We start from the raw sequence: 19,158 nt of genomic DNA on the forward strand, positions 1-19,158 counted from the left end.
TCACGCCGGTGATGGTGATGTTGCACGCCGGATCGGCCGCTGGGCCCGGTGTGTGAGGTGTTGATCACCTAGGCTGGAAGGGCAGTTCTCCTCCCACCACCAGATCTCAGAAGAGGGCGATCCCCGAGTGTCCACCCAGGAACTTCCTGACCCCGTCGCAGCGACTTTCGGTGCGAACGAATGGCTCATCGAAGAGCTGTACGAGCAGTACCAGCAGGACCGGTCACTGGTCGATCCGGCATGGTGGGACTTCTTCCGGGACTACGAGCCCGGCAGTGCCAACGGCGGGGCCGCCGATGCGCCGGCCAAGCCCGCGCCGGCGCAATCGTCGACACCGCAGGCACCGTCCTCGCCGTCGCCCGCGCGAGCGGTCCCCGGCAGCGACACCACCGCCAACGGTCCGGCGCCGAGCCCGGTCGCGAGGCCCAACGGCGGCACCGTCACCTCCTCCACCACACAGGCACGGGCGGAGTCCCCGCTGCCGACGCCGCCGGTCCCGGCAGCACCGCAGGCCACCGCCCAGCCCGCGGTCGCCACCTACACCGACCGGCCGTCCGCGCGCCAGCCGGCGGCCGCGCCGTCCGTCGACGGCACCGAGCGGCTGCGCGGCGCGGCCGCCCGCGTGGTGAAGAACATGGAGGCGAGCCTGGAGATCCCGACCGCGACCAGCGTGCGGGCGATCCCGGCCAAGCTGCTCGTCGACAACCGGATCGTCATCAACAACCACCTCGCCCGCGGCCGCGGCGGCAAGATCTCCTTCACCCACCTCATCGGGTATGCCGTCGTCGAGGCGCTCGGCAAGCTGCCCGAGATGAACGCGGCGTACGTCGAGGTCGACGGCAAGCCCGGCATCTCGCAGCCCGCCCACGTGAACTTCGGGCTGGCGATCGACCTGCCCAAGCCCGACGGCACCCGGCAGCTGCTGGTGCCGTCCGTCAAGGGCGCCGAGGAGATGGACTTCGGTCAGTTCCGGGTGGCCTACGAGGACGTCGTGCGGCGGGCCCGCAGCGGCTCCCTCGAGGTCTCGGACTTCGCCGACACGACCATTACGCTGACCAACCCGGGCACCATCGGGACCGTCCACTCGATGCCGCGGCTGATGGCCGGCCAGGGCACGATCGTCGGCGTCGGTGCGATGGACTACCCGGCCGAGTACCGCGGTGCGGCTCCCGAGACGCTCGCGCGCTCCGGGATCTCCAAGGTCCTCACGCTGACGTCGACCTACGACCACCGGATCATCCAGGGCGCGGCCTCCGGTGAGTTCCTGCGGGTGCTCGAGCAGAAGCTGCTCGGCGAGGACGGCTTCTACGACCGGGTCTTCGCGGCGCTGCGCGTCCCCTACGAGCCGATCCGCTGGCAGCGCGACAACTACGTCGACCCGGACGTCGAGATGGGCAAGCCGGCACGGATCGCCGAGCTCATCCACGCCTACCGGTCGCGCGGTCACCTCATGGCCGACACCGACCCGCTGACCTACCGGCAGCGGCACCACGCGGACCTCGACATCACCAACCACGGCCTGACGCTGTGGGACCTCGACCGCACCTTCCCCACCGGCGGCTTCGCCGGGACCACCCGGCTGCCGCTGCGCGACATCCTGGGGATCCTGCGCGAGACCTACTGCCGCACGGTGGGTATCGAGTACATGCACATGCAGGACCCGGTGGAGCGCCGGTGGATGCAGGCCCGCCTGGAGACGCCCTACCAGAAGCCCAGCGCGGAGCAGCAGCTGCAGATCCTGCACAAGCTCGGCCAGGCCGAGGCCTTCGAGACCTTCCTGCAGACCAAGTACGTCGGCCAGAAGCGGTTCAGCCTCGAGGGTGGGGAGTCGCTCATCCCGTTGCTGGACACCGTGCTCACCGGCGCTGCCCGCGACGGGCTCGACGAGGTCGGCATCGGGATGGCGCACCGTGGCCGGCTCAACGTGCTGGCCAACATCGCCGGCAAGTCCTACGCGCAGGTCTTCTCCGAGTTCGAGGGCAACCAAGACCCGCGCACCGTCCAGGGCTCCGGAGACGTCAAGTACCACCTGGGCACCGTCGGGCAGTTCACCGCTCCCACCGGCGAGCAGACCAAGGTGTACCTGGCCGCCAACCCGTCCCACCTCGAGGCCGTCAACGGCGTTCTCGAGGGGGTGGTCCGCGCCAAGCAGGACCGCATCGACCTCGGCCAGCAGGGCTACTCGGTGCTGCCCGTGCTCATCCACGGCGACGCCGCGTTCGCCGGGCAGGGTGTGGTCACCGAGACCCTCCAGCTCGCCCAGCTGCGTGGCTACCGCACCGGTGGCACCGTGCACATCCTCGTGAACAACCAGATCGGGTTCACCACCGGGCCGTGGAGCTCACGCTCGACGCTGTACCCCACGGACATCGCCAAGGGTCTGCAGATCCCGATCCTCCACGTCAACGGGGACGACCCGGAGGCCGTGGCACGGGTGGCGGAGCTGGCGTACGCCTACCGCCAGGAGTTCCACAAGGACGTCATCATCGACCTCGTCTGCTACCGGCTGCGCGGTCACAACGAGGGCGACGACCCGTCGATGACGCAGCCGGTGATGTACTCGCTCATCGAGAACAAGCGCAGCGCCCGCAAGCTGTACACCGAGGCGCTCGTCGGTCGCGGTGACATCACCAAGGAGCAGGCCGAGGAGGCGCTGCACGACTTCCAGACCGAGCTGGAGAAGGCGTTCACCGAGACCCGCGAGGTCGGGTGGCGCCCGCCGGTGCGCGACGACGAGCAGGTCGCCGGCCTGGAGCTGCCGGAGTCCCAGCAGCTCGACGCCGGGACCATGGTCGGCTGGCAGACCGCCGTCCCGCCGCAGGTGCTCGACCGCATCGGTGCCGCGCACACCCGCCCGCCGGAGGGCTTCACGGTCCACTCCAAGCTTGCCCAGCTGCTCGAGCGGCGCGAGGCGATGTCGCGCGACGGCGGCATCGACTGGGGCTTCGGTGAGCTGCTCGCCTTCGGCTCGCTGCTCATGGAGGGCACCCCGGTGCGGCTCGCCGGCCAGGACTCGCGCCGTGGCACCTTCGTCCAGCGCCACGCCGTCTTCCACGACCGCCGCACCGGCGCGGAGTGGACCCCGCTGATGTACCTGTCGGCGGAGCAGGCGAAGTTCTGGGTGTACGACTCGTCGCTGTCGGAGTACGCCGCGATGGCCTTCGAGTACGGCTACTCCGTCGAGCGCCCCGATGCGCTCGTGCTGTGGGAGGCGCAGTTCGGCGACTTCGCCAACGGTGCGCAGACCGTCATCGACGAGTTCATCTCGTCCTCGGAGCAGAAGTGGAGCCAGCGGTCCTCGCTGGTGCTGCTGCTGCCGCACGGTTACGAGGGGCAGGGTCCCGACCACTCGTCGGCGCGGATCGAGCGCTTCCTGCAGATGTGCGCCGAGGACAACATGATCGCGGCGCAGCCGAGCACCCCGGCGAACCACTTCCACCTGCTGCGGCGCCAGGCGTACGACCGGCCGCGCAAGCCGCTCATCGTGTTCTCGCCCAAGCAGCTGCTGCGGCTGCGGGCGGCGGCCTCCGCGGTGGAGGACTTCACCAGCGGCACGTTCCAGACCGTCATCGGCGACCAGGGCGCCACCGGGGACGTCAGCCGCGTGCTGCTGTGCTCCGGACGGGTCTACTACGACCTTGCCGCACACCGTGAGAAGAACGGCCTGACCGGTACCGCGATCATCCGTCTCGAGCAGCTCTACCCGCTCGACGACGACGCGATCAAGGCCGAGCTCGACCGCTTCCCGGGCGCCGAGCTCGTCTGGGTGCAGGACGAGCCCGCCAACCAGGGTCCGTGGCCGTTCCTGGCCGCCAACCTCGGCGAGGACACCCTCGGGGGCCGGTCGCTCGGGGTCGTCTCGCGGGCGGCGGCAGCCTCCCCCGCCACCGGCGCCGGCAAGATCCACAAGCTGCAGCAGGCCGAGCTCATCGAGCGCGCCTTCGGCTGACGCCGCTCACCGCTGCGGGGCCGGTCCGTCACCTGGACCGGCCCCGCGGCCGTAGGGTCATGACTGCGGCGCTCCTCACGGGGCGTCATCGACGAGAGGACACAGGGTGAGCGAGCGCGAGCTGCGGATCTGCGTGATCGGTGACGAGATCGCCGCCGGCATGGGAGACGCCCGCGGTCTCGGCTGGACCGGCCGGGTGGTCGCCCGGACCGAGCTCGAGCGGCCCTTCTTCGTCACCCAGCTGGCGGTGCCCGGCGAGACGTCCACGGCGCTGTCGGCCCGCTGGGAGAGCGAGACGCAGCGCCGGTTCTCTGCGGAGAGCGAGAACCGCCTGGTGGTGGCGCTCGGCTCGGCCGACATCGCGGCGGGGCTGTCCATCGCCCGCAGCCGTCTCAACCTCGCCAACATCCTCGACGGTGCCCAGGCGCAGCAAGTGGCGACGTTCGTCGTCGGCCCGCCGCCGCGGCCGGACGTCGACGGTGACGCTCTCGCGGCACTCTCGACAGCGTTCGCCGACGTCTCGACGCGCCGGCAGGTGACCTACGTCGAGACCTTCGCGCCGCTCTACCGCCACGACCAGTGGAACGCCGACATCGCCGGCGGCGACGGTGTCCATCCGGGTCAGGCCGGCTACGGCCTGCTCGCCTGGCTGGTGCTCCACAACGGCTGGCACCAGTGGCTGGGCGTGCCGCAGGCGTAGGCCCGCGGCCGTACCGCGGGCGTGAGCCGGCGGCCGTACCGCGGGCATGAGCCGGCGGCGCGGCGGCATCGCGACAGCCGCCGACATCTCCCCATGCCCGGTCAGCCCCGACAGGACCATCCTGCCGATGGCGTCGGGAGCGGCGGACGTCGGGGCGAACAACCGACCTCGGTCGTCGGTCGCCGGGCCAGTCAGGGCTGGACGACCGGTCGAGCCCGGCGCGCAAGTCAGAACGGCGACGGCCCGGTGTCCGGCAACCGCGACGGTACGGCGCCTTGGAAGGTGACCCGTCCGCCGCGGTGCCGGCGGTAGACGTGGCCGGTGGGGGTCGTCCACTCGAAGGCGCCGCCGCCGAGGTGCTTGAGCTGGAAGGCACCGCTGGTCTTGACGAGGTGGTCACGGACGCACAGGTCGCCGAGGTTGATCAGCGCGGTGGTCCCGTTGTTGCTCCATGCGACGGTGTGGTCGAGCTCGCAGACCCGGGCGGGGCTGGAGCAGCCAGGGCGTACGCAGACCTTGTCGCGAAGCCGGACCAGCTCGGCGAGGTCGGCCGGGGGCCGGTAGCGGGTGCGGCCGTGGTCCAGCACGATGCCGGTCAACGGGTCGGTGACGATCCGACGCCAGGTGCCGCCGAGCGCCGCGGCGCGGGCGACGGCCGGCGATATCGGGCCGTACCCGTCGAGCTCAGCGACCTCGACCGGGTCCCGCTCGAGGAAGGCGAGGAGTTCGTCCTCCTCGGGCAGCGGCACGAGCTCGGCGCGGGCGGCTGTCGGCTCGGGGCGTGGGTGGTCATCGTCGGGTGATTCGGCGGGCGTACCGGCGGTGCCGGTCGGCGGTGGGTCTGCCGTGCCGGTCGGCGGTGGGTCTCCGGTGGCGGTTGCCGGCAAGCCGAGCTGGTGGGCAATGTCCGGCGGTAGCAGCACCGACAGCGGCACGGTGATGCTGATCCGGGCGCGGCCGCCGCCGATCTGGCCCAACGGCATGAATGGCGAGCCCGGATCGGTCCCGTTGGGTGGGTTCGGTGGTCGGCCGGCGCCATCGACGGCATCGTCCGGGGCGACAGCCGGCTCCCCAGCGTCACGAGTGGTCGTAAGTACGCCCGCGGAGCCGGAACCGGGCGCAACTGTCCCCTCGGAGCCGGTCTCGGGCGTAGCTGGCCCCTCGGAGCCGAGGACGATCCTGCTCTCGTGGTGAGGGGTGTTGCCCTCGCGGACGGGGCCTGTTGTCTCAGCGGGCGGTGCGGACGGCTCGGGCGACTCTGGTGGTGCGGGCGGTGCGGAGGGCTCGGGCGACTCTGGTGGTGCGGGCGGTGCGGACGGCTCGGGCCGTGCGGGTTGAGGTGGTGCTGGGCGGGTGGCCGGCGGTAGGCCGACGTAGCCGTTCTCAAGCGCCGCGTGGCCCATCAGCGCGAGGATGTCGGCACGCAGCTGGTCCAGGGTGCGCCGGTCACCGCTCTGGCGCGCGGTACGGGCTGCGGTCTCCAGCGCGAGGTCCAGGCCGGCGGCGTCGGTGGCGGGCAGGATCGCCAGGATCGAGGCCATTCCGTCGGGCAGCTGGCGCGGATGGTCGACCCGGCGCTTGGCGCGAGCCTTGGCGTGCAGGTGGTCGGCGTCGTCGTGGGCCAGGGCGATCACGGCCCGCCGGATCGCGGCGACGAGCTGGGAGTGGGTCTGCAGACCGGCGTCGGGCAGCACCTCCTGCTGCACCCGGTAGGCCATCTCCGGGGAGTAGTCCTCGAGCATCGACACGATGGTCGACGCCTTCTGCACATCGATGTCACCGGTCGCCAGCGCCTCGCCCGTCTCGACGAACGTGCTGCCGAAGCAGCGGGCGTTGCGCACCATGCGGCGCGCCGCCCAGCGTGAGATGCCGAGCCGGGGAGCGAGCTCGTCGGCCGCCATGTTCCCGGCGTCGACCGGGTTCGGCAGCGCGCCCCGGCCGTTGACGATGGGCCGCCGCGCGAGCTCGCCGGCGACGCTGGTGAGCCCGGCGTTCGCCCACGCGACCAGCCGCTGGTAGGCGGCCGCCATCTCGACCAGCGTGTACTCGTCGACCTCGGTGGCGTCGATCGCCGCCAGCTCGGCCGCCAGCGCCGCGTCCGGTGCCAGAGCGGCGAGCGAATCGGCCATCGCCAGCGGCGCGGGCCGGGCGCCGGGCTGACCAATGCCCTCGGGCTCCGCGCCCCGCGTAGCCTCGGACGCACCGGCAAGATCGTCGTCGTACTCGTCGTGCCCGGCGTCGAGCATGGCGTTGAGCACGCGGAAGTACGCGGCCAGCTCGTCGGCGCTGAAGTCCTCGAAGGCAGGGGGCGTGACGACCCAGGTAACATCCTGGCCCGGCCCATCATCCAGGAGAGTCATCACCCCTCCTTCCCGACCGCGGTGCCGTGGTCCCGTCCTGTTCTCACGCTATCGGTGAGCAGTGACATCGACCGCGAGACCTGCTCTTCCCGCTGCTCGACACGCTACCGGGGAGCAATGACATCCGGATCTCCGGCACCCGGCGACAACCGCCACGAGGGTGCGACCGGCAACCGACAGGTCACGCCTCCGGGCGGGGGTGTCTTCGTCGGAAGCAACCAGGCAGGGGCCCGACAACGAGCCGCCTCAGTTCGAAGTCCCGCGATGAACGATCCACCTCTCACCGCGAGGTGGGGTCAGCTACCCCCGCTGGACGTACCCCGGCCGGGCGGCCCACAGCCCGATGACCGCCTGGCTCACGGCGAAGGCCACGATGAGTCCGAGCACCGGGGTCCATGACCCGGTCCAGTCCCGGACCGACCCGGCGAGCACCGGGCCGGCGGCGGCGATGAGGTAGCCGATGGACTGCGCCATCCCCGACAGCTGCGCCGTCTCGGCGGCGGTCCTCGTCCGCAGCCCGAACAGGCTGAGCGCCACCACCAGGGAGGACCCCGAGCCCATCGCGACGAGCGGCACCCAGAGCCCGCTCAGCGCGGGTACCAGGGCGATCCCGGTGGCGCCGACGACGATGAGCGCGCTGATCCCCACCGCCACCGCCCGCAGGTCGGTGCGGCGGCGCATCAACCGGGTGACCGCCAGGCCCGACGGGATGCCGACGAGGTGGTAGAGGAACAGCGTCCAGCCGGCGGTCGCCGGCGCGGTGCCGGCGGCGATGAGGACACTCGGCAGCCAGTTGGCCATGATGTAGAACGTCGCAGACTGCACGCCCATGAACACGGTGACCTGCCAGGCGCCGGCCGACCGCCACACGGAGCGCGTCGCTGCCCGGCCGCCGCCGGCCACGGGGGCAGCCACCGGTACGTCGGCCAGGCCACGGGTCCCTCGGCTGCGCACCACCCATACCGTGGCGACCAACGCCACCGGCACCGCCCAGGCGCCCAGCGGGATCCGCCAGCCGCCACCGGTGGCGTCCGACAACGGCACCGAGAGTCCCGACGCCAGTGCCGCGAAGCTCCCCCTGGTCGCGGTGAAGCACGCGGTCACCAGGGCGATGCGGCCCGGCTGGTCGCGCTTGATGATGGCGGGGGCCAGCACGTTCCCGACGGCGATCCCGCAGCCGACGAGCGCCGTGCCGATCCACAGGCCGGCAGGCACCGGCGCCGACCGCAGCACGATCCCCGCCGTCAGTACCAGCAGTGCCGCAGCGACGACCCGCTCGGGCCCGATCCGCGCGGCGGGCGCGTGGATGAGCGGCGAGACGAGGGCGAAGCCGAGCAGCGGCATCGCACCGAGCAGCCCGAGGAGCCCGTTGCCGAGCCCGGTGTCCTCGCCGATGAGGCCGAGCAGCGGGCCGACGCTGGTGATCGGGGCCCGCAGGCAGGCGCCCAGCAGCAGGACGACGACGACCGCGAGGACGACACGCCGCCCGGCGTGCCGGTCCGGTGGCACGCCGGCGGACCGGGTCGCCGCGGCGGAGCCGGAACCCGGCCCTCGCCGCGGCACCCAGGTCACCGGTGCTCGGCCGAGTCCACCACGTTCGCCAGCAGCATCGCCCGGGTCATCGGGCCGACGCCGCCCGGGTTGGGCGACAGCCAGCCGGCGACCTCGGCGACCTCGGGCGCCACGTCACCGCGCAGCCGGGCCTTGCCGGTCTCCGGGTCGGTCACCCGGCTCACCCCGACGTCGAGGACGACGGCACCGGGCCGAACCATGTCGGCGGTGACGATGCCGGGCACGCCGGCGGCCGCGACGACGACATCCGCCTGGCGCACGAGGCCGGCGAGGTCACGGGTCCCGGTGTGGGTGAGCGTGACGGTCGCGTTGATCTCGCGCCGGGTCAGCAGCAGCCCGATGCTGCGACCGACCGTGGTGCCCCGCCCGACGACGACGACGTGCGCGCCGTCGAGGTCGATGCCGTTGCGGTCGAGCAGCTCGAGGATGCCGCGCGGGGTGCACGGCAGCGCGGACGTCACCGGCTCCTTGACCCGCAGCACGAGGCGCCCGAGGTTGGTCGGGTGCAGCCCGTCGGCGTCCTTGGCCGGGTCGATCATCTCCAGCAGCGCGTTGGTGTCCACGCCGGCCGGCAGCGGCAGCTGCACGATGTACCCGGTGCAGGCCGGGTCGTCGTTGAGCCGCTCGATGGCCTCGGCGATCTCCTGCTGGGTCGCGGTGGCCGGCAGGTCCACCCGGATCGACTCGATGCCCACCTCCGCGCAGTCGCGGTGCTTGCCCGCGACGTAGCTGCGGGAGCCCGGGTCGTCACCGACCAGCACCGTGCCCAGCCCCGGGACGACGCCGCGCTCGCGCAGCGCAGCGACCCGGCCCGCGAGCTCGGCCTTGATGGTCGCTGCCGCAGCCTTGCCGTCAAGGACGCGGGCAGTCACTGCTGCAGGCCCTCGTACAGCGGGAACGCGTCGGTGAGCTTCGCAACGCGACCGCGCAGCGTCTCGAGGTCGGCGCCGTGGCCGTCGACGAGCGCGGTGGCGATGATGTCGGCGACCTCGGTGAACTCCGCCGCGCCGAATCCGCGGGTCGCGAGCGCCGGGGTGCCGATGCGCAGGCCCGAGGTGACCCGCGGCGGGCGCGGGTCGAACGGGACGGCGTTGCGGTTGACGGTGATCCCGGCGCCATGGAGGAGGTCCTCGGCCTGCTGGCCGTCGAGCTCGGAGTGGCGCAGGTCCACCAGCACGAGGTGGACGTCGGTGCCGCCGGTGACCACCGACACCCCCGCCTCACGCACGGCCGGGGCGAGGAGCCGCTCGGCGATGATGCGGGCGCCCTCGAGCGTGCGGCGCTGCCGGTCGGCGAACTCCTCGCCGGCGGCAACCTTGAGCGCCACCGCCTTGGCGGCGATCACGTGCATGAGCGGGCCGCCCTGCTGGCCGGGGAACACCGCGGAGTTCAGCTTCTTGCCGAGATCGGTGTCACGGCTGAGGATCATGCCGGAACGGGGGCCGCCGAGCGTCTTGTGGATCGTCGTCGAGACGACGTCGGAGTCCGCCACCGGGTTGGGGTGCAGCCCCGCGGCGACCAGACCGGCGAAGTGCGCCATGTCGGTCCACAGGTAGGCCCCGACCTCGTCGGCGATCGCCCGGAACGCGGCGAAGTCGAGGTGACGCGGGTAAGCCGACCAGCCGGCGATGATCACCTTGGGTCGGGCCTCGAGGGCCTTCTCCCGCACCTGGTCCATGTCGATGCGGTGGGTCTGCTCGTCGACGCCGTAAGCGGCGACCTTGTAGAGCTTGCCGGAGAAGTTGATCTTCATGCCGTGCGTCAGGTGCCCGCCGTGGGGCAGCGAGAGACCGAGGATGCCGTCACCGGGGTTGGCGATCGCGTGCAGCACCGCGGCGTTGGCGGTGGCGCCGGAGTGCGGCTGGACGTTGGCGTACGCCGCGCCGAACAGGCTCTTGGCACGCTCGATGGCCAGCGACTCAGCGATGTCGACCTGCTCGCAGCCGCCGTAGTACCGGCGGCCGGGGTACCCCTCGGCGTACTTGTTGGTCAGCACCGAACCCTGTGCCTGCAGCACCGCCCGCGGCACGAAGTTCTCGCTGGCGATCATCTCGAGGGTGTCGCGCTGGCGGACCAGCTCCCCCTCGAGGACGGCGGCGATGTCGGGATCGAGCTCGGCCAACGACAGGTCGGCGACCGAGTGGTGGGGACTCTGGCTCATGGTTCCTCCGCAGCGTTCTTCACAGGTGGGCGCGCTGTGGGCGCGCCGTGTCCGGTGACCCTCGGCCCAGGCGGACGACCTCGAGGTCTGCTTCTTCGTCGCTCCCCGGTGGTCATCCACCTACGGCGCCAGTCGCGACAGAGCCACACCCTACCGGTTCTGCGGCAGCGCCCCGCTCAGCCCTCGTCGTCGTCACCCTCGTCGTCGTCCTCGCCGAGGATGCGACGCAGGTAGGCGTAGGTGAGGTCGCCGGTGTGCTGGTCGTACTGGTGCTCGTAGCCCTGCTTGGCGTACAACGACAGGTTCTGCTTGGAGTCCTGGCCGGTGAACACCCAGACCTCCTTGGTCTGCTCGGGCAGGTACTGCAGGACGGCCATGAGCAGCTGGGTGCCCAGGCCCTTGCTCTGCAGGTCCGGCACGACGGCGAGGCGTCCGAGGTTGGCACGCTCGGCCTCGAGCTCCACCCGGATCGAGCCGACCATCCGCGGGCCGATCCATGCCGCCAGCGTCACGACGTCGGCGCGCTGGAGGTCCGCGCGCAGCTCGTCGAGCGACTGGGTGAGCGCTGGGATGTTCGGGTCGCCGTACAGCTGGGCCTCGGTCACGAACGCCGCCCGGCGCACGGTGAGCAGCTCACCGGCGGCGTCGTCGTCCACCACATCGATTCGCACATCGTCCATGGCGCCATCCTTGCACCGACGACGGGCGCTCGCGGCCGTGTCCACCGGCAGGTCTCGCGGTCGACTAGCCTCGTGCGGGTGACCGACAACCTCCACCTCGTGCTGTCCCTGTCCTGCCCCGACCGGCCCGGCATCGTCAGCGCCGTCGCCGGCCTGCTCGCGTCGCACCGTGGCAACATCACCGAGTCGCAGCAGTTCGGTGATCCCTCGACGGGGCTGTTCTTCATGCGCGTGCAGGCCGAGGTCGGTGACTCCCGCGAGGCACTCGAGGCGGCGATGACCGAGCTCGCCGCCGAGTTCTCGATGAGCTGGCACCTCGACGTCGTCGGACGTCCGCTGCGCACCCTCGTGCTCGTCTCCAAGGCGGCGCACTGCCTCAACGACCTCGCCTACCGCCAGCGCAGCGACCGGCTGCCCATCGACGTCGTCGGGGTGGTCTCCAACCACACCGCGCTCCAGCCGATGGCCGAGTTCTACGGCTACGACTTCCAGCACGTACCGGTCACCGCAGACACCAAGCCCGCCGCGGAGGCCGAGCTGCTCCGGCTCATCGAGGAGCGCGACGTGGAGCTCGTCGTCCTCGCCCGCTACATGCAGGTGCTCTCCGACGACCTCTGCCGGCGCCTCGAGGGACGGATCATCAACATCCACCACTCCTTCCTGCCGAGCTTCAAGGGCGCCCGTCCCTACGCCCAGGCGCACCACCGTGGCGTCAAGCTCATCGGCGCGACCGCCCATTACGTCACCGCCGCCCTGGACGAGGGCCCGATCATCGAGCAGGACGTCGAACGGGTGGACCACAGCGACGACGAGCGCGAGATGGTCTCCCTCGGCGAGGACGTCGAGCGGCGGGTGCTCGCCCGGGCCGTGCGCTGGCACGCCGAGCACCGCGTGCTCCTCGACGGCGCCCGCACCGTCATCTTCCGGTAGTCCGCCGCTGCGCCTCGCGGCGCGGTCGCCCTGGTCGCGGCGCACAGGCCTGCCCCGCGGCGCTCCTCGCCGGACGAGATCGGCCAAGCTTCCAACCGCTGAGCCAGGCATCGACCAGCCTCACCACTGGCACCGTCGCGTTCCCCTTGGTGGAGCGCCACACTGGGAGATAGCGCCAGGGAGGGGAAGTCGTGGAAAGTCTCCTGCTCGGAATCATCATTACCACGATCGTCGTCGGCACCGTGTTGTATCTACGCGGCACCGATGGCCGGTTCCGACTACCGACGGCAACCCTCGCCATGGCGGCGGTCACGCTAGTCGTCAGCATCGTCGGCAACCTCAATCCGGATGTTCTGGAGCTGCTTGGTCGCGATCGGTCGCTGCTGCAGAGTGGTCAATGGTGGCGGCTGGTCGCACCCCTGTTCGTGCAGGACGGCGGCTGGGCGGGCACGATCTTCAACATCACTTCTCTCATCGCGATCGGTCTCTGTGCGGAGTCGCTGCACCGCTCCGCCACCTTCCTTGTCACGTACTCCGCCGCCGGACTCGTCAGCGAAGTGTTCGGGTACACCCTCATGCAGCACCAAGGCTTTGCCGGCAATTCGGTCGCGAACATGGGGGCGGCGGGCCTGTGCCTGGTCGGCCTCTGCGCTGCCCGGATCCTTCCGGCGAGGATCGTCGCGATCATCGGTGTGCTCGCCGGCATCGTCCTGATCGTCAACGCAAACCTGCATGGAGTCGGGTTCGCCGTCGGCGCGCTCATCGGTCTCGCTGTGGTGTGGACACGAAGCGCCACAGCTGCGCCCAGTGATTCCTGACCACCCAGCGTCTTGACGAATATGGTCGCTCTGCGTCACGATTTACCCCGGCCAGTGAAGAAACGGGGACCTCATGGACAGCGTCCGACCAGCACGAGGTGCCCAGCGCCTTCGTCAGGCGAATCGCCGCGACATACTCGAACTTCTCCGAACAACGGGCGTCATGTCGCGGGCCGACCTCGCCCGCGAGCTGGGCCTGTCCCCCACGACGTCGTCGAGCATCGTCTCCGACCTCATCGTCGACGGGTTCGCCGAGGAGTCCGAGCCCACCGCCCGCGGCGGCCGGGGCAGGCCCGGGCGCCTCGTCCGGCTCATCACCCCGCCGGGCGTCATCGTCGGCATCGACGTCGGCCGCCGGCACCTGCAGGTCGCCGTCGCCCAGCGCGACGGAGTCGTGCTGGCCGAGCGGTTCGGCGACATCCCCCAGGGCCAGGACCGGGCCACCACGACGCGCACCGTGCTCGCCGTGGTCGACGAGCTGTTGGCCGGCTGCGCACGGGAGCGCAGCGAGCTGCTCGCGGTGGGGATCGGCCTGCCGGGCCCGATCGAGCAGGAGACACACTTCATCGCGACCGGGACGATCCTGCCCGAGTGGGTCGGCTACGACGTCGTCGCGGTGCTCCGCGAGGAGCTGGGTGTGCCGGTCGCGCTCGACAACGACGCGAACCTCGGCATCCTCGGCGAGGCCAGCGAGGGCGCGGCACGCGGCTTCCGCCACGCGATCTACGTCAAGGTGTCCACCGGCGTCGGCGCCGGCCTGCTCCTCGGCGGTGACCTCCACCGGGGCGCCGGCGGGACCGCCGGCGAGCTGGGGCACACCTCGATCCAGGGCGACGGCCCGGTGTGCCGGTGCGGCAGCCGAGGATGCCTCGAGACGCTCGCCTCGGTGCCTGCGCTGCTCGAGATGCTCGCCCCGACCCTCGGCGAGGACGTCGACCTGCCACGCGTGCTCGAGCTGGCGGCCCAGGGCAACCGGGCGTGCCTGCGGGCCATCACCGACGTCGGCCACAGCGTCGGCCGAGCACTGGCGACCGTGTGCAACCTGCTCAACCCGGAGGTCATCGTCATCGGCGGCCCGCTGGTCGCCGTCGCGGAGCCGTTCCTCGACGCCGTCAGCGACGCCGTCGGCCGAGGCTCCATCGCCTCCAACAGCACCGGGCTGGAGATCCGGCCGGCCGAGCTGGGGCGGCGGGCCGAGCTCATCGGCGCCCTCACGCTGGCCGGCGACGCAGTGCCCAAAGTCGAACATCAGGCGCACTGACTGCACCCGGCCAGCCGCGCGTCGGCGTCCGAAGATGAGCGGTTCTGCCTAGTTTCGGCGCCCTCCTCATCGCCGGTGCGTTGCGACGTAGGTCATGATAGGGTGTCAATTAACTCCAGTTGTTGACGCCCCGTAGGTGTGGCGGAGCAGACTGGCACCACCACGGCGCTGGCACCGCCAGCGGCAGGCCGCGACACCGTCCCGGCCGGAGACAACGTAGTTTCGAAGGAGTGGCAATGCGACGGACGACCTTTGTTGCGGCACTGGCGGTTGCCGGCCTCACGCTGGCTGCCTGCGGCAGCGACGCGGACCCCGGTGACGGCAACGGCGACGGAGACGGCGGCGGCAGCGAGGTCGAGGTCTTCACCTGGTGAGCCGCCGGGTCGGAGAAGCTCGGCCTGGACGCCCTCGTCGAGGTGTTCAACGAGCAGCACCCGGACATCGAGTTCATCAACGGCGCGGTGGCCGGTGGCGCCGGCTCCGCCGCCAAGGACCTGCTCCAGTCCAACCTCCAGGCCAACAACCCGCCGGACACCTTCCAGGGCCACGCCGGCGAGGAGCTCAAGGACTACATCGAGGCCGGCCAGCTCGAGGACGTCTCCGACCTCTACGACGAGTTCGGTCTCAACGACGTGTTCCCGCAGGACCTCATCGACCTCGTCACCGTCGACGGCGCCATCTACTCGGTGCCCTCCAACATCCACCGCTCGAACGTCGTGTGGGGCAACCCGACCGTCCTCGCCGACGCCGGCATCGACACCGCCACCCCGCCGGCCTCGATGGACGAGTTCATCGAACAGCTCGAGACCCTCGACGCCGCCGGCGTCACCCCGCTGTCCGTGGCGACCACCTGGACCCAGGTCAACCTGCTCGAGACGGTCCTCATGGCCGAGCTCGGCGCGGACGCCTACATCGGCCTGTGGGACGGTTCCACCGACTGGGCCGGGGCAGAGATGACCTCGGCGCTCGAGGTCTTCGAGACGCTGATGTCCTTCACCAACTCCGACCGTGACGGGCTCGACTGGCCCGAGGCAACCCAGATGGTCATCGACGGCACCGCCGGCTACAACATCATGGGCGACTGGGCGGTCGCGGCCTTCGAGGAGCAGGACGCCGAGTACATCCAGTTCCCGGTCCCCGGCTCCGACGACCAGTTCGGCTTCCTCGCCGACTCCTTCACCCTGCCGGTCGGCGCCCCGCATCCCGACGGCGCGAAGGCATGGCTCGAGACGGTCGGCTCGCTCGAGGGCCAGACCGCCTTCAACCAGGCCAAGGGGTCCATCCCGGCCCGCACCGACGCCGACCCGGCGGACTTCTCCGAGTACCAGCAGGCCGCGATCGAGTCGTACGCCAACGACACCATCGTGCCGTCCCTCGCTCACGGCGCCGCGAGCTCCATCTCGGTGCTCAACGCGATCTCGGACGCCACCAGCAAGTACACGACCGGCGCCTCCGACCTCGCCACCTACCAGAGTGAGCTCGCCGCGGCAGCAGCCGGCTGACCCACCGAGGTACCGCGCTGTGGGGGGGGGGCGCCCAGCNTACCGCGCTGTGCGGGCCGGCCTCCCGGCCGGCCCGCACGGTCGCGGCACCCCTGCGAACCACTCCCGGAGGTCATCTCGTGTTCCGGTCCATCCGACGATGGGGACCACCAGTCCTGCTGCTGGCCCCCTCCATGGTCCTCGTCGCCGTCTTCGTCTACGGCCTCATCTTCGTCAACTTTCAGACGTCGATGACCGACTCCCACACCGCACCGCAGGCCACCGGCCAGGCGCCGGTGAGCTTCGTCGGTCTGGACAACTACGTCGCGCTGCTGGGCAACGAGGCCTTCCAGCACTCACTGAAGAACCTCCTGCTCTACACCGTGGTGTTCCTCGTCGGCACCATGGTGCTCGGCTTCCTCTGGGCATGGCCGCTCGACAAGCCGCTCAAGGGCGAGGGCATCTTCCGGTCCATCTACCTGTTCCCGATGGCCGTCTCCTTCGTCGCCTCCGGTGTCGTGTGGCGTTGGCTGCTCAACTCGAACGAGGGCGACAACGCCAGCGGCCTCAACCGGCTGTTCCAGATCATCGGGCTCGACTTCCTGCAGAACCCGTGGTGGAACAACGTCACCTGGGGCATCATCGCCATCGCGCTGCCGGCCGTCTGGCAGCTGTCCGGGTACGTCATGGCGCTCTTCCTGGCCGGGTTCCGCGGTATCCCGGAGGAGCTGCGCGAGGCCGGGCGGATCGACGGCGCCTCGGAGTGGAAGCTCTACCGGCACGTACTGTTCCCCCAGCTGTCGCCGGTGGTGCTCAGCGCCCTGGTGATCATCGGCCACATGTCGCTGAAGTCGTTCGACCTCATCATGTCGATCTCCAAGCCGGCGAACTACCAGACCAAGGTGCCGGCGATCGACATGTATGTGTTCAAGTCGAGCTTCGACTACGCCAACAGTGCGACCGCCGGGGCGATCCTGCTCCTCATCGTCGCGGTGGTCATCGTCCCGTACCTCATCCACAACGCCCGGGCGGAGAAGCGCTGACATGACCTCGACCTCCGCAACCCTGCCGGTACCGCCCACCCACGCCGGTGGCTCCCCCGGCCCGCTCCCCGTGCGCAAGGCCGCGGGCGGCTTCACCGTCGGCCGGACCGTGCGCTACGCGCTGCTGCTGTTCTTCCTGCTCATCGTCCTCGTGCCGGTCTACGTCCTCATCATCACGAGCTTCAAGGGCGCGGGCGACGCCGCCCCGAGCCGTGCCTGGGCGCTGCCGACGACATGGACCACCGAGAACTGGGTGGCGGCGTGGGACGCGCTCGCCCCCGCCATCTGGCGCACCCTGCAGATGGTGGTGCCGGCGTCGCTCATCGCCGCGATGTTCGGCTCGATGAACGGCTTCGTGCTGTCCCGCTGGACCTTCCGCGGCGCGAACCTCATCTTCACGCTCATCCTGTTCGGGATGTTCATCCCCTACCAAGCGGTGATGATCCCGCTGCTGCAGCTCATGCTCGGGGCCGGGGTGCCCTCCGGGATCCCGTCGCTGATCCTCGTGCACGTGGTCTACGGCATCCCGATCACCACGCTGATCTTCCGGAACTACTACCAGTCGGTGCCGAACGAGCTCATCGAGGCCGCCCGGGTCGACGGCGCGGGCATGCTGCGTACGTACGCCTCGGTAATCCTGCCGCTCTCCGCGCCCGGCTTCGTCGTCGTCCTCATCTGGCAGTTCACGTCGGCGTGGAACGACTTCCTGTTCGCGGTGTTCTTCTCCTCGAGCTCGAACGGCCCGGTGACCCTCGCGCTGAACAACCTCGCCAACGGCGCGCTGCTGCAGAACTACGGCGTCTCGATGGCCGGTGCGCTGTTCGCCTCGCTGCCCACGCTCGTGGTCTACATCGTGCTCGGCAAGTACTTCATCGGCGGCCTGATGTCCGGTTCCGTCAAAGGCTGACCCCCGCCCCACCCCCACTCCCCCCACCCACCCACCCACCCACCGACAGCAGGATTGTCACCGACAGCAGGGTTGTCACCGACAGCAGGGTTGTCACCGACAGCAGGGTTGTCACCGACAGCAGCGTTGTCACCGACAGCAGCGTTGTCACCGACAGCCGACTTATCCGCGACAGCAGGATTGTCATCACCTGCCCGGGCCTCACGCCGGGCACGAGATCTCACGATTCGGGCAGGCAGGTCTGGATCGAGGGGCGGCTCTCGGATGTCGAGACAGCTGCCACGCCGAGGGCACGGCTCCGCGCGTCCTCGTAGGTTGACGTCCTCAAGCTCATTCCCGCGGAGGCACAGATGACGGCGGTGCTCGGCATCACGGCAGCCGGGGTGAGCCCGGAACACTTCAAGGCCGTGTTCCGCCACCACCCCGGGGGCGTCGCCGTCATCACGCTGCGGACCGCGGCGGGGCCGGTGGGCTTCACCGCGACGTCGGTCATCTCGGTGTCAGCCGATCCACCCGTGCTGGCGTTCTCATTGGCCGCGACGTCCTCATCGCGTGACGCCGTCGAGACCGCGGAGAGCCTCGTCGTCAACTTCCTCGGCCCGGACCAGCAGTACGTCGCGACGCAGTTCGCGCGCCGCGGCGTCGACCGATTCGACGGCGTCGACTGGTGCCCCCTGACGACCGGCGAGCCGGTGCTGCGTGGCACCTCGGCGTGGATCCGTGCCGAGATCGACAACCGGATACCGGTGGGCGACAGCCTGCTCGTCACGCTCCGCGCCCGGCTGGCGCACCAGTGCGAGGACCCCGCCCCGCTCGTCTACGTCGACCGCGCCTACCACCACCTCGGCGACGACACTCGCGTCAACCCGTAGCTCACCTCCCACGGCCCACGGCCCACGGCCCACGGCCCACGGCCCTCGGCCCTCGGCCCTCGGCCCTCGCCGACAGCAGGATTGTCTGCGACAGCAGAGTTGTCTACGCGCTGCGCATCATGATGGCGCTGGGTGCCCACAAGCATCCGCGGCTGCCCTATCCGCCAGGGCCACCGGCCAGGACAACCACGACGTTGTCGAGGCGCGTCACGGAGCGGCTGAACCGACTCGCTCCTCAAGTATCGGCCCGGATTCTCTTCAGGTACGCGGATAAGTCTGCTCTCGCAGACAATCCTGCTCTCGCGGACAATCCCGCTGTCGCGGACAATCCCGCTGTCGCGGACAAGTCTGCTCTCGCAGACAACCCTGCTGTCGCGGACAATCCAGCTCTCGCGGACAAGTCTGCTCTCGCGGGGAAGGCTGC

16 protein-coding genes and 1 riboswitch are annotated in these 19,158 nt (G+C 70.6%); of the genes, 10 read left to right on the top strand and 6 right to left on the bottom strand.

Translation table 11 applies throughout. From position 1 onward, the window contains the following. The first annotated feature begins 127 nt into the window (after positions 1–127). Both V2J52_RS10610 and V2J52_RS10615 read left to right on the top strand, forming a co-directional pair. The gene (locus V2J52_RS10610; RefSeq protein WP_331227654.1) at positions 128–3,949 is read left to right on the top strand and encodes a multifunctional oxoglutarate decarboxylase/oxoglutarate dehydrogenase thiamine pyrophosphate-binding subunit/dihydrolipoyllysine-residue succinyltransferase subunit; all 3,822 of its coding nucleotides are present in this window, start codon (positions 128–130) and stop codon (positions 3,947–3,949) included. Positions 3,950–4,055: 106 nt separating this feature from the next. Further along, positions 4,056–4,649 (top strand): GDSL-type esterase/lipase family protein, encoded by a 594-nt coding sequence (locus tag V2J52_RS10615; protein WP_331227655.1) that lies wholly within the window; start codon positions 4,056–4,058, stop codon positions 4,647–4,649. Between the two features lie 227 nt (positions 4,650–4,876). On the opposite strand, the gene V2J52_RS10620 is transcribed toward V2J52_RS10615, so the two are convergent. From V2J52_RS10620 to V2J52_RS10640, 5 genes are all read right to left on the bottom strand, one after another. Continuing rightward, complete coding sequence (locus V2J52_RS10620) at positions 4,877–7,009, bottom strand: HNH endonuclease signature motif containing protein (RefSeq protein WP_331227656.1); 2,133 nt, start codon at positions 7,007–7,009, stop codon at positions 4,877–4,879. A 300-nt stretch (positions 7,010–7,309) separates the two neighbouring features. Continuing rightward, a complete protein-coding gene (locus tag V2J52_RS10625; protein WP_331227657.1) occupies positions 7,310–8,581 on the bottom strand; it encodes an MFS transporter in 1,272 nt (423 codons plus the stop codon). Then, the gene (locus tag V2J52_RS10630; RefSeq protein WP_331227658.1) at positions 8,578–9,453 is read right to left on the bottom strand and encodes a bifunctional methylenetetrahydrofolate dehydrogenase/methenyltetrahydrofolate cyclohydrolase; all 876 of its coding nucleotides are present in this window, start codon (positions 9,451–9,453) and stop codon (positions 8,578–8,580) included. Before V2J52_RS10630 ends, V2J52_RS10625 begins: the two co-directional genes overlap by 4 nt. Beyond that, the gene (gene glyA / locus V2J52_RS10635; protein ID WP_331227659.1) at positions 9,450–10,742 is read right to left on the bottom strand and encodes a serine hydroxymethyltransferase; all 1,293 of its coding nucleotides are present in this window, start codon (positions 10,740–10,742) and stop codon (positions 9,450–9,452) included. Before glyA ends, V2J52_RS10630 begins: the two co-directional genes overlap by 4 nt. 57 nt (positions 10,743–10,799) lie before the next feature. After that, positions 10,800–10,888: riboswitch (ZMP/ZTP riboswitch) on the bottom strand. Positions 10,889–10,918: 30 nt separating this feature from the next. Next, positions 10,919–11,422, bottom strand: coding sequence for a GNAT family N-acetyltransferase (locus V2J52_RS10640; RefSeq protein WP_331227660.1), 504 nt, complete (start codon positions 11,420–11,422; stop codon positions 10,919–10,921). 78 nt (positions 11,423–11,500) lie between these two features. Between V2J52_RS10640 and purU the strand changes: the two genes are divergently transcribed. From purU to V2J52_RS10675, 7 genes are all read left to right on the top strand, one after another. After that, the gene (purU, locus tag V2J52_RS10645) at positions 11,501–12,352 is read left to right on the top strand and encodes a formyltetrahydrofolate deformylase (protein ID WP_331227661.1); all 852 of its coding nucleotides are present in this window, start codon (positions 11,501–11,503) and stop codon (positions 12,350–12,352) included. 191 nt (positions 12,353–12,543) lie between these two features. Beyond that, positions 12,544–13,170 carry a rhomboid family intramembrane serine protease gene (locus V2J52_RS10650; protein ID WP_331227662.1) on the top strand — a complete coding sequence of 209 codons (627 nt, stop codon included), beginning with the start codon at positions 12,544–12,546 and terminating at the stop codon, positions 13,168–13,170. A 73-nt stretch (positions 13,171–13,243) separates the two neighbouring features. Further along, positions 13,244–14,431, top strand: coding sequence for an ROK family transcriptional regulator (locus V2J52_RS10655; RefSeq protein WP_331227663.1), 1,188 nt, complete (start codon positions 13,244–13,246; stop codon positions 14,429–14,431). Between the two features lie 236 nt (positions 14,432–14,667). After that, positions 14,668–14,805 carry a hypothetical protein gene (locus tag V2J52_RS10660; RefSeq protein ID WP_331227664.1) on the top strand — a complete coding sequence of 46 codons (138 nt, stop codon included), beginning with the start codon at positions 14,668–14,670 and terminating at the stop codon, positions 14,803–14,805. Between the two features lie 24 nt (positions 14,806–14,829). After that, positions 14,830–15,933 (top strand): ABC transporter substrate-binding protein, encoded by a 1,104-nt coding sequence (locus V2J52_RS10665; protein WP_331227771.1) that lies wholly within the window; start codon positions 14,830–14,832, stop codon positions 15,931–15,933. A gap of 173 nt (positions 15,934–16,106) precedes the next feature. Continuing rightward, positions 16,107–16,955: a carbohydrate ABC transporter permease gene (locus tag V2J52_RS10670; protein WP_491062182.1), complete on the top strand. Its 849-nt coding sequence runs from the start codon at positions 16,107–16,109 to the stop codon at positions 16,953–16,955. 1 nt (position 16,956) lies between these two features. Further along, entirely contained in the window at positions 16,957–17,862 is a 906-nt protein-coding gene (locus V2J52_RS10675; protein ID WP_331227666.1) for a carbohydrate ABC transporter permease, read from the top strand. On the opposite strand, the gene V2J52_RS10680 is transcribed toward V2J52_RS10675, so the two are convergent. After that, positions 17,852–18,067, bottom strand: coding sequence for a hypothetical protein (locus tag V2J52_RS10680; protein WP_331227667.1), 216 nt, complete (start codon positions 18,065–18,067; stop codon positions 17,852–17,854). The genes V2J52_RS10675 and V2J52_RS10680 overlap by 11 nt on opposite strands. Positions 18,068–18,212: 145 nt before the next feature. Between V2J52_RS10680 and V2J52_RS10685 the strand changes: the two genes are divergently transcribed. Further along, positions 18,213–18,734, top strand: coding sequence for a flavin reductase family protein (locus tag V2J52_RS10685; RefSeq protein WP_331227668.1), 522 nt, complete (start codon positions 18,213–18,215; stop codon positions 18,732–18,734). The last annotated feature ends 424 nt before the right edge of the window (positions 18,735–19,158 follow it).

Origin of the sequence: Georgenia sunbinii (assembly GCF_036421875.1) — a bacterium.
Taxonomy (GTDB): domain Bacteria; phylum Actinomycetota; class Actinomycetes; order Actinomycetales; family Actinomycetaceae; genus Georgenia_B; species Georgenia_B sunbinii.

Coding starts and splice junctions, on each gene's coding strand:
- V2J52_RS10685 (WP_331227668.1), top strand. CDS start 18,213: ATGACGGCGGTGCTCGGCATCACGGCAGCCGGGGTGAGCCCGGAACAC.
- V2J52_RS10670 (WP_491062182.1), top strand. CDS start 16,107: ATGGTCCTCGTCGCCGTCTTCGTCTACGGCCTCATCTTCGTCAACTTT.
- V2J52_RS10675 (WP_331227666.1), top strand. CDS start 16,957: ATGACCTCGACCTCCGCAACCCTGCCGGTACCGCCCACCCACGCCGGT.
- V2J52_RS10640 (WP_331227660.1), bottom strand. CDS start 11,422: ATGGACGATGTGCGAATCGATGTGGTGGACGACGACGCCGCCGGTGAG.
- V2J52_RS10660 (WP_331227664.1), top strand. CDS start 14,668: ATGCGACGGACGACCTTTGTTGCGGCACTGGCGGTTGCCGGCCTCACG.
- glyA (WP_331227659.1), bottom strand. CDS start 10,742: ATGAGCCAGAGTCCCCACCACTCGGTCGCCGACCTGTCGTTGGCCGAG.
- V2J52_RS10655 (WP_331227663.1), top strand. CDS start 13,244: ATGGACAGCGTCCGACCAGCACGAGGTGCCCAGCGCCTTCGTCAGGCG.
- V2J52_RS10620 (WP_331227656.1), bottom strand. CDS start 7,009: ATGACTCTCCTGGATGATGGGCCGGGCCAGGATGTTACCTGGGTCGTC.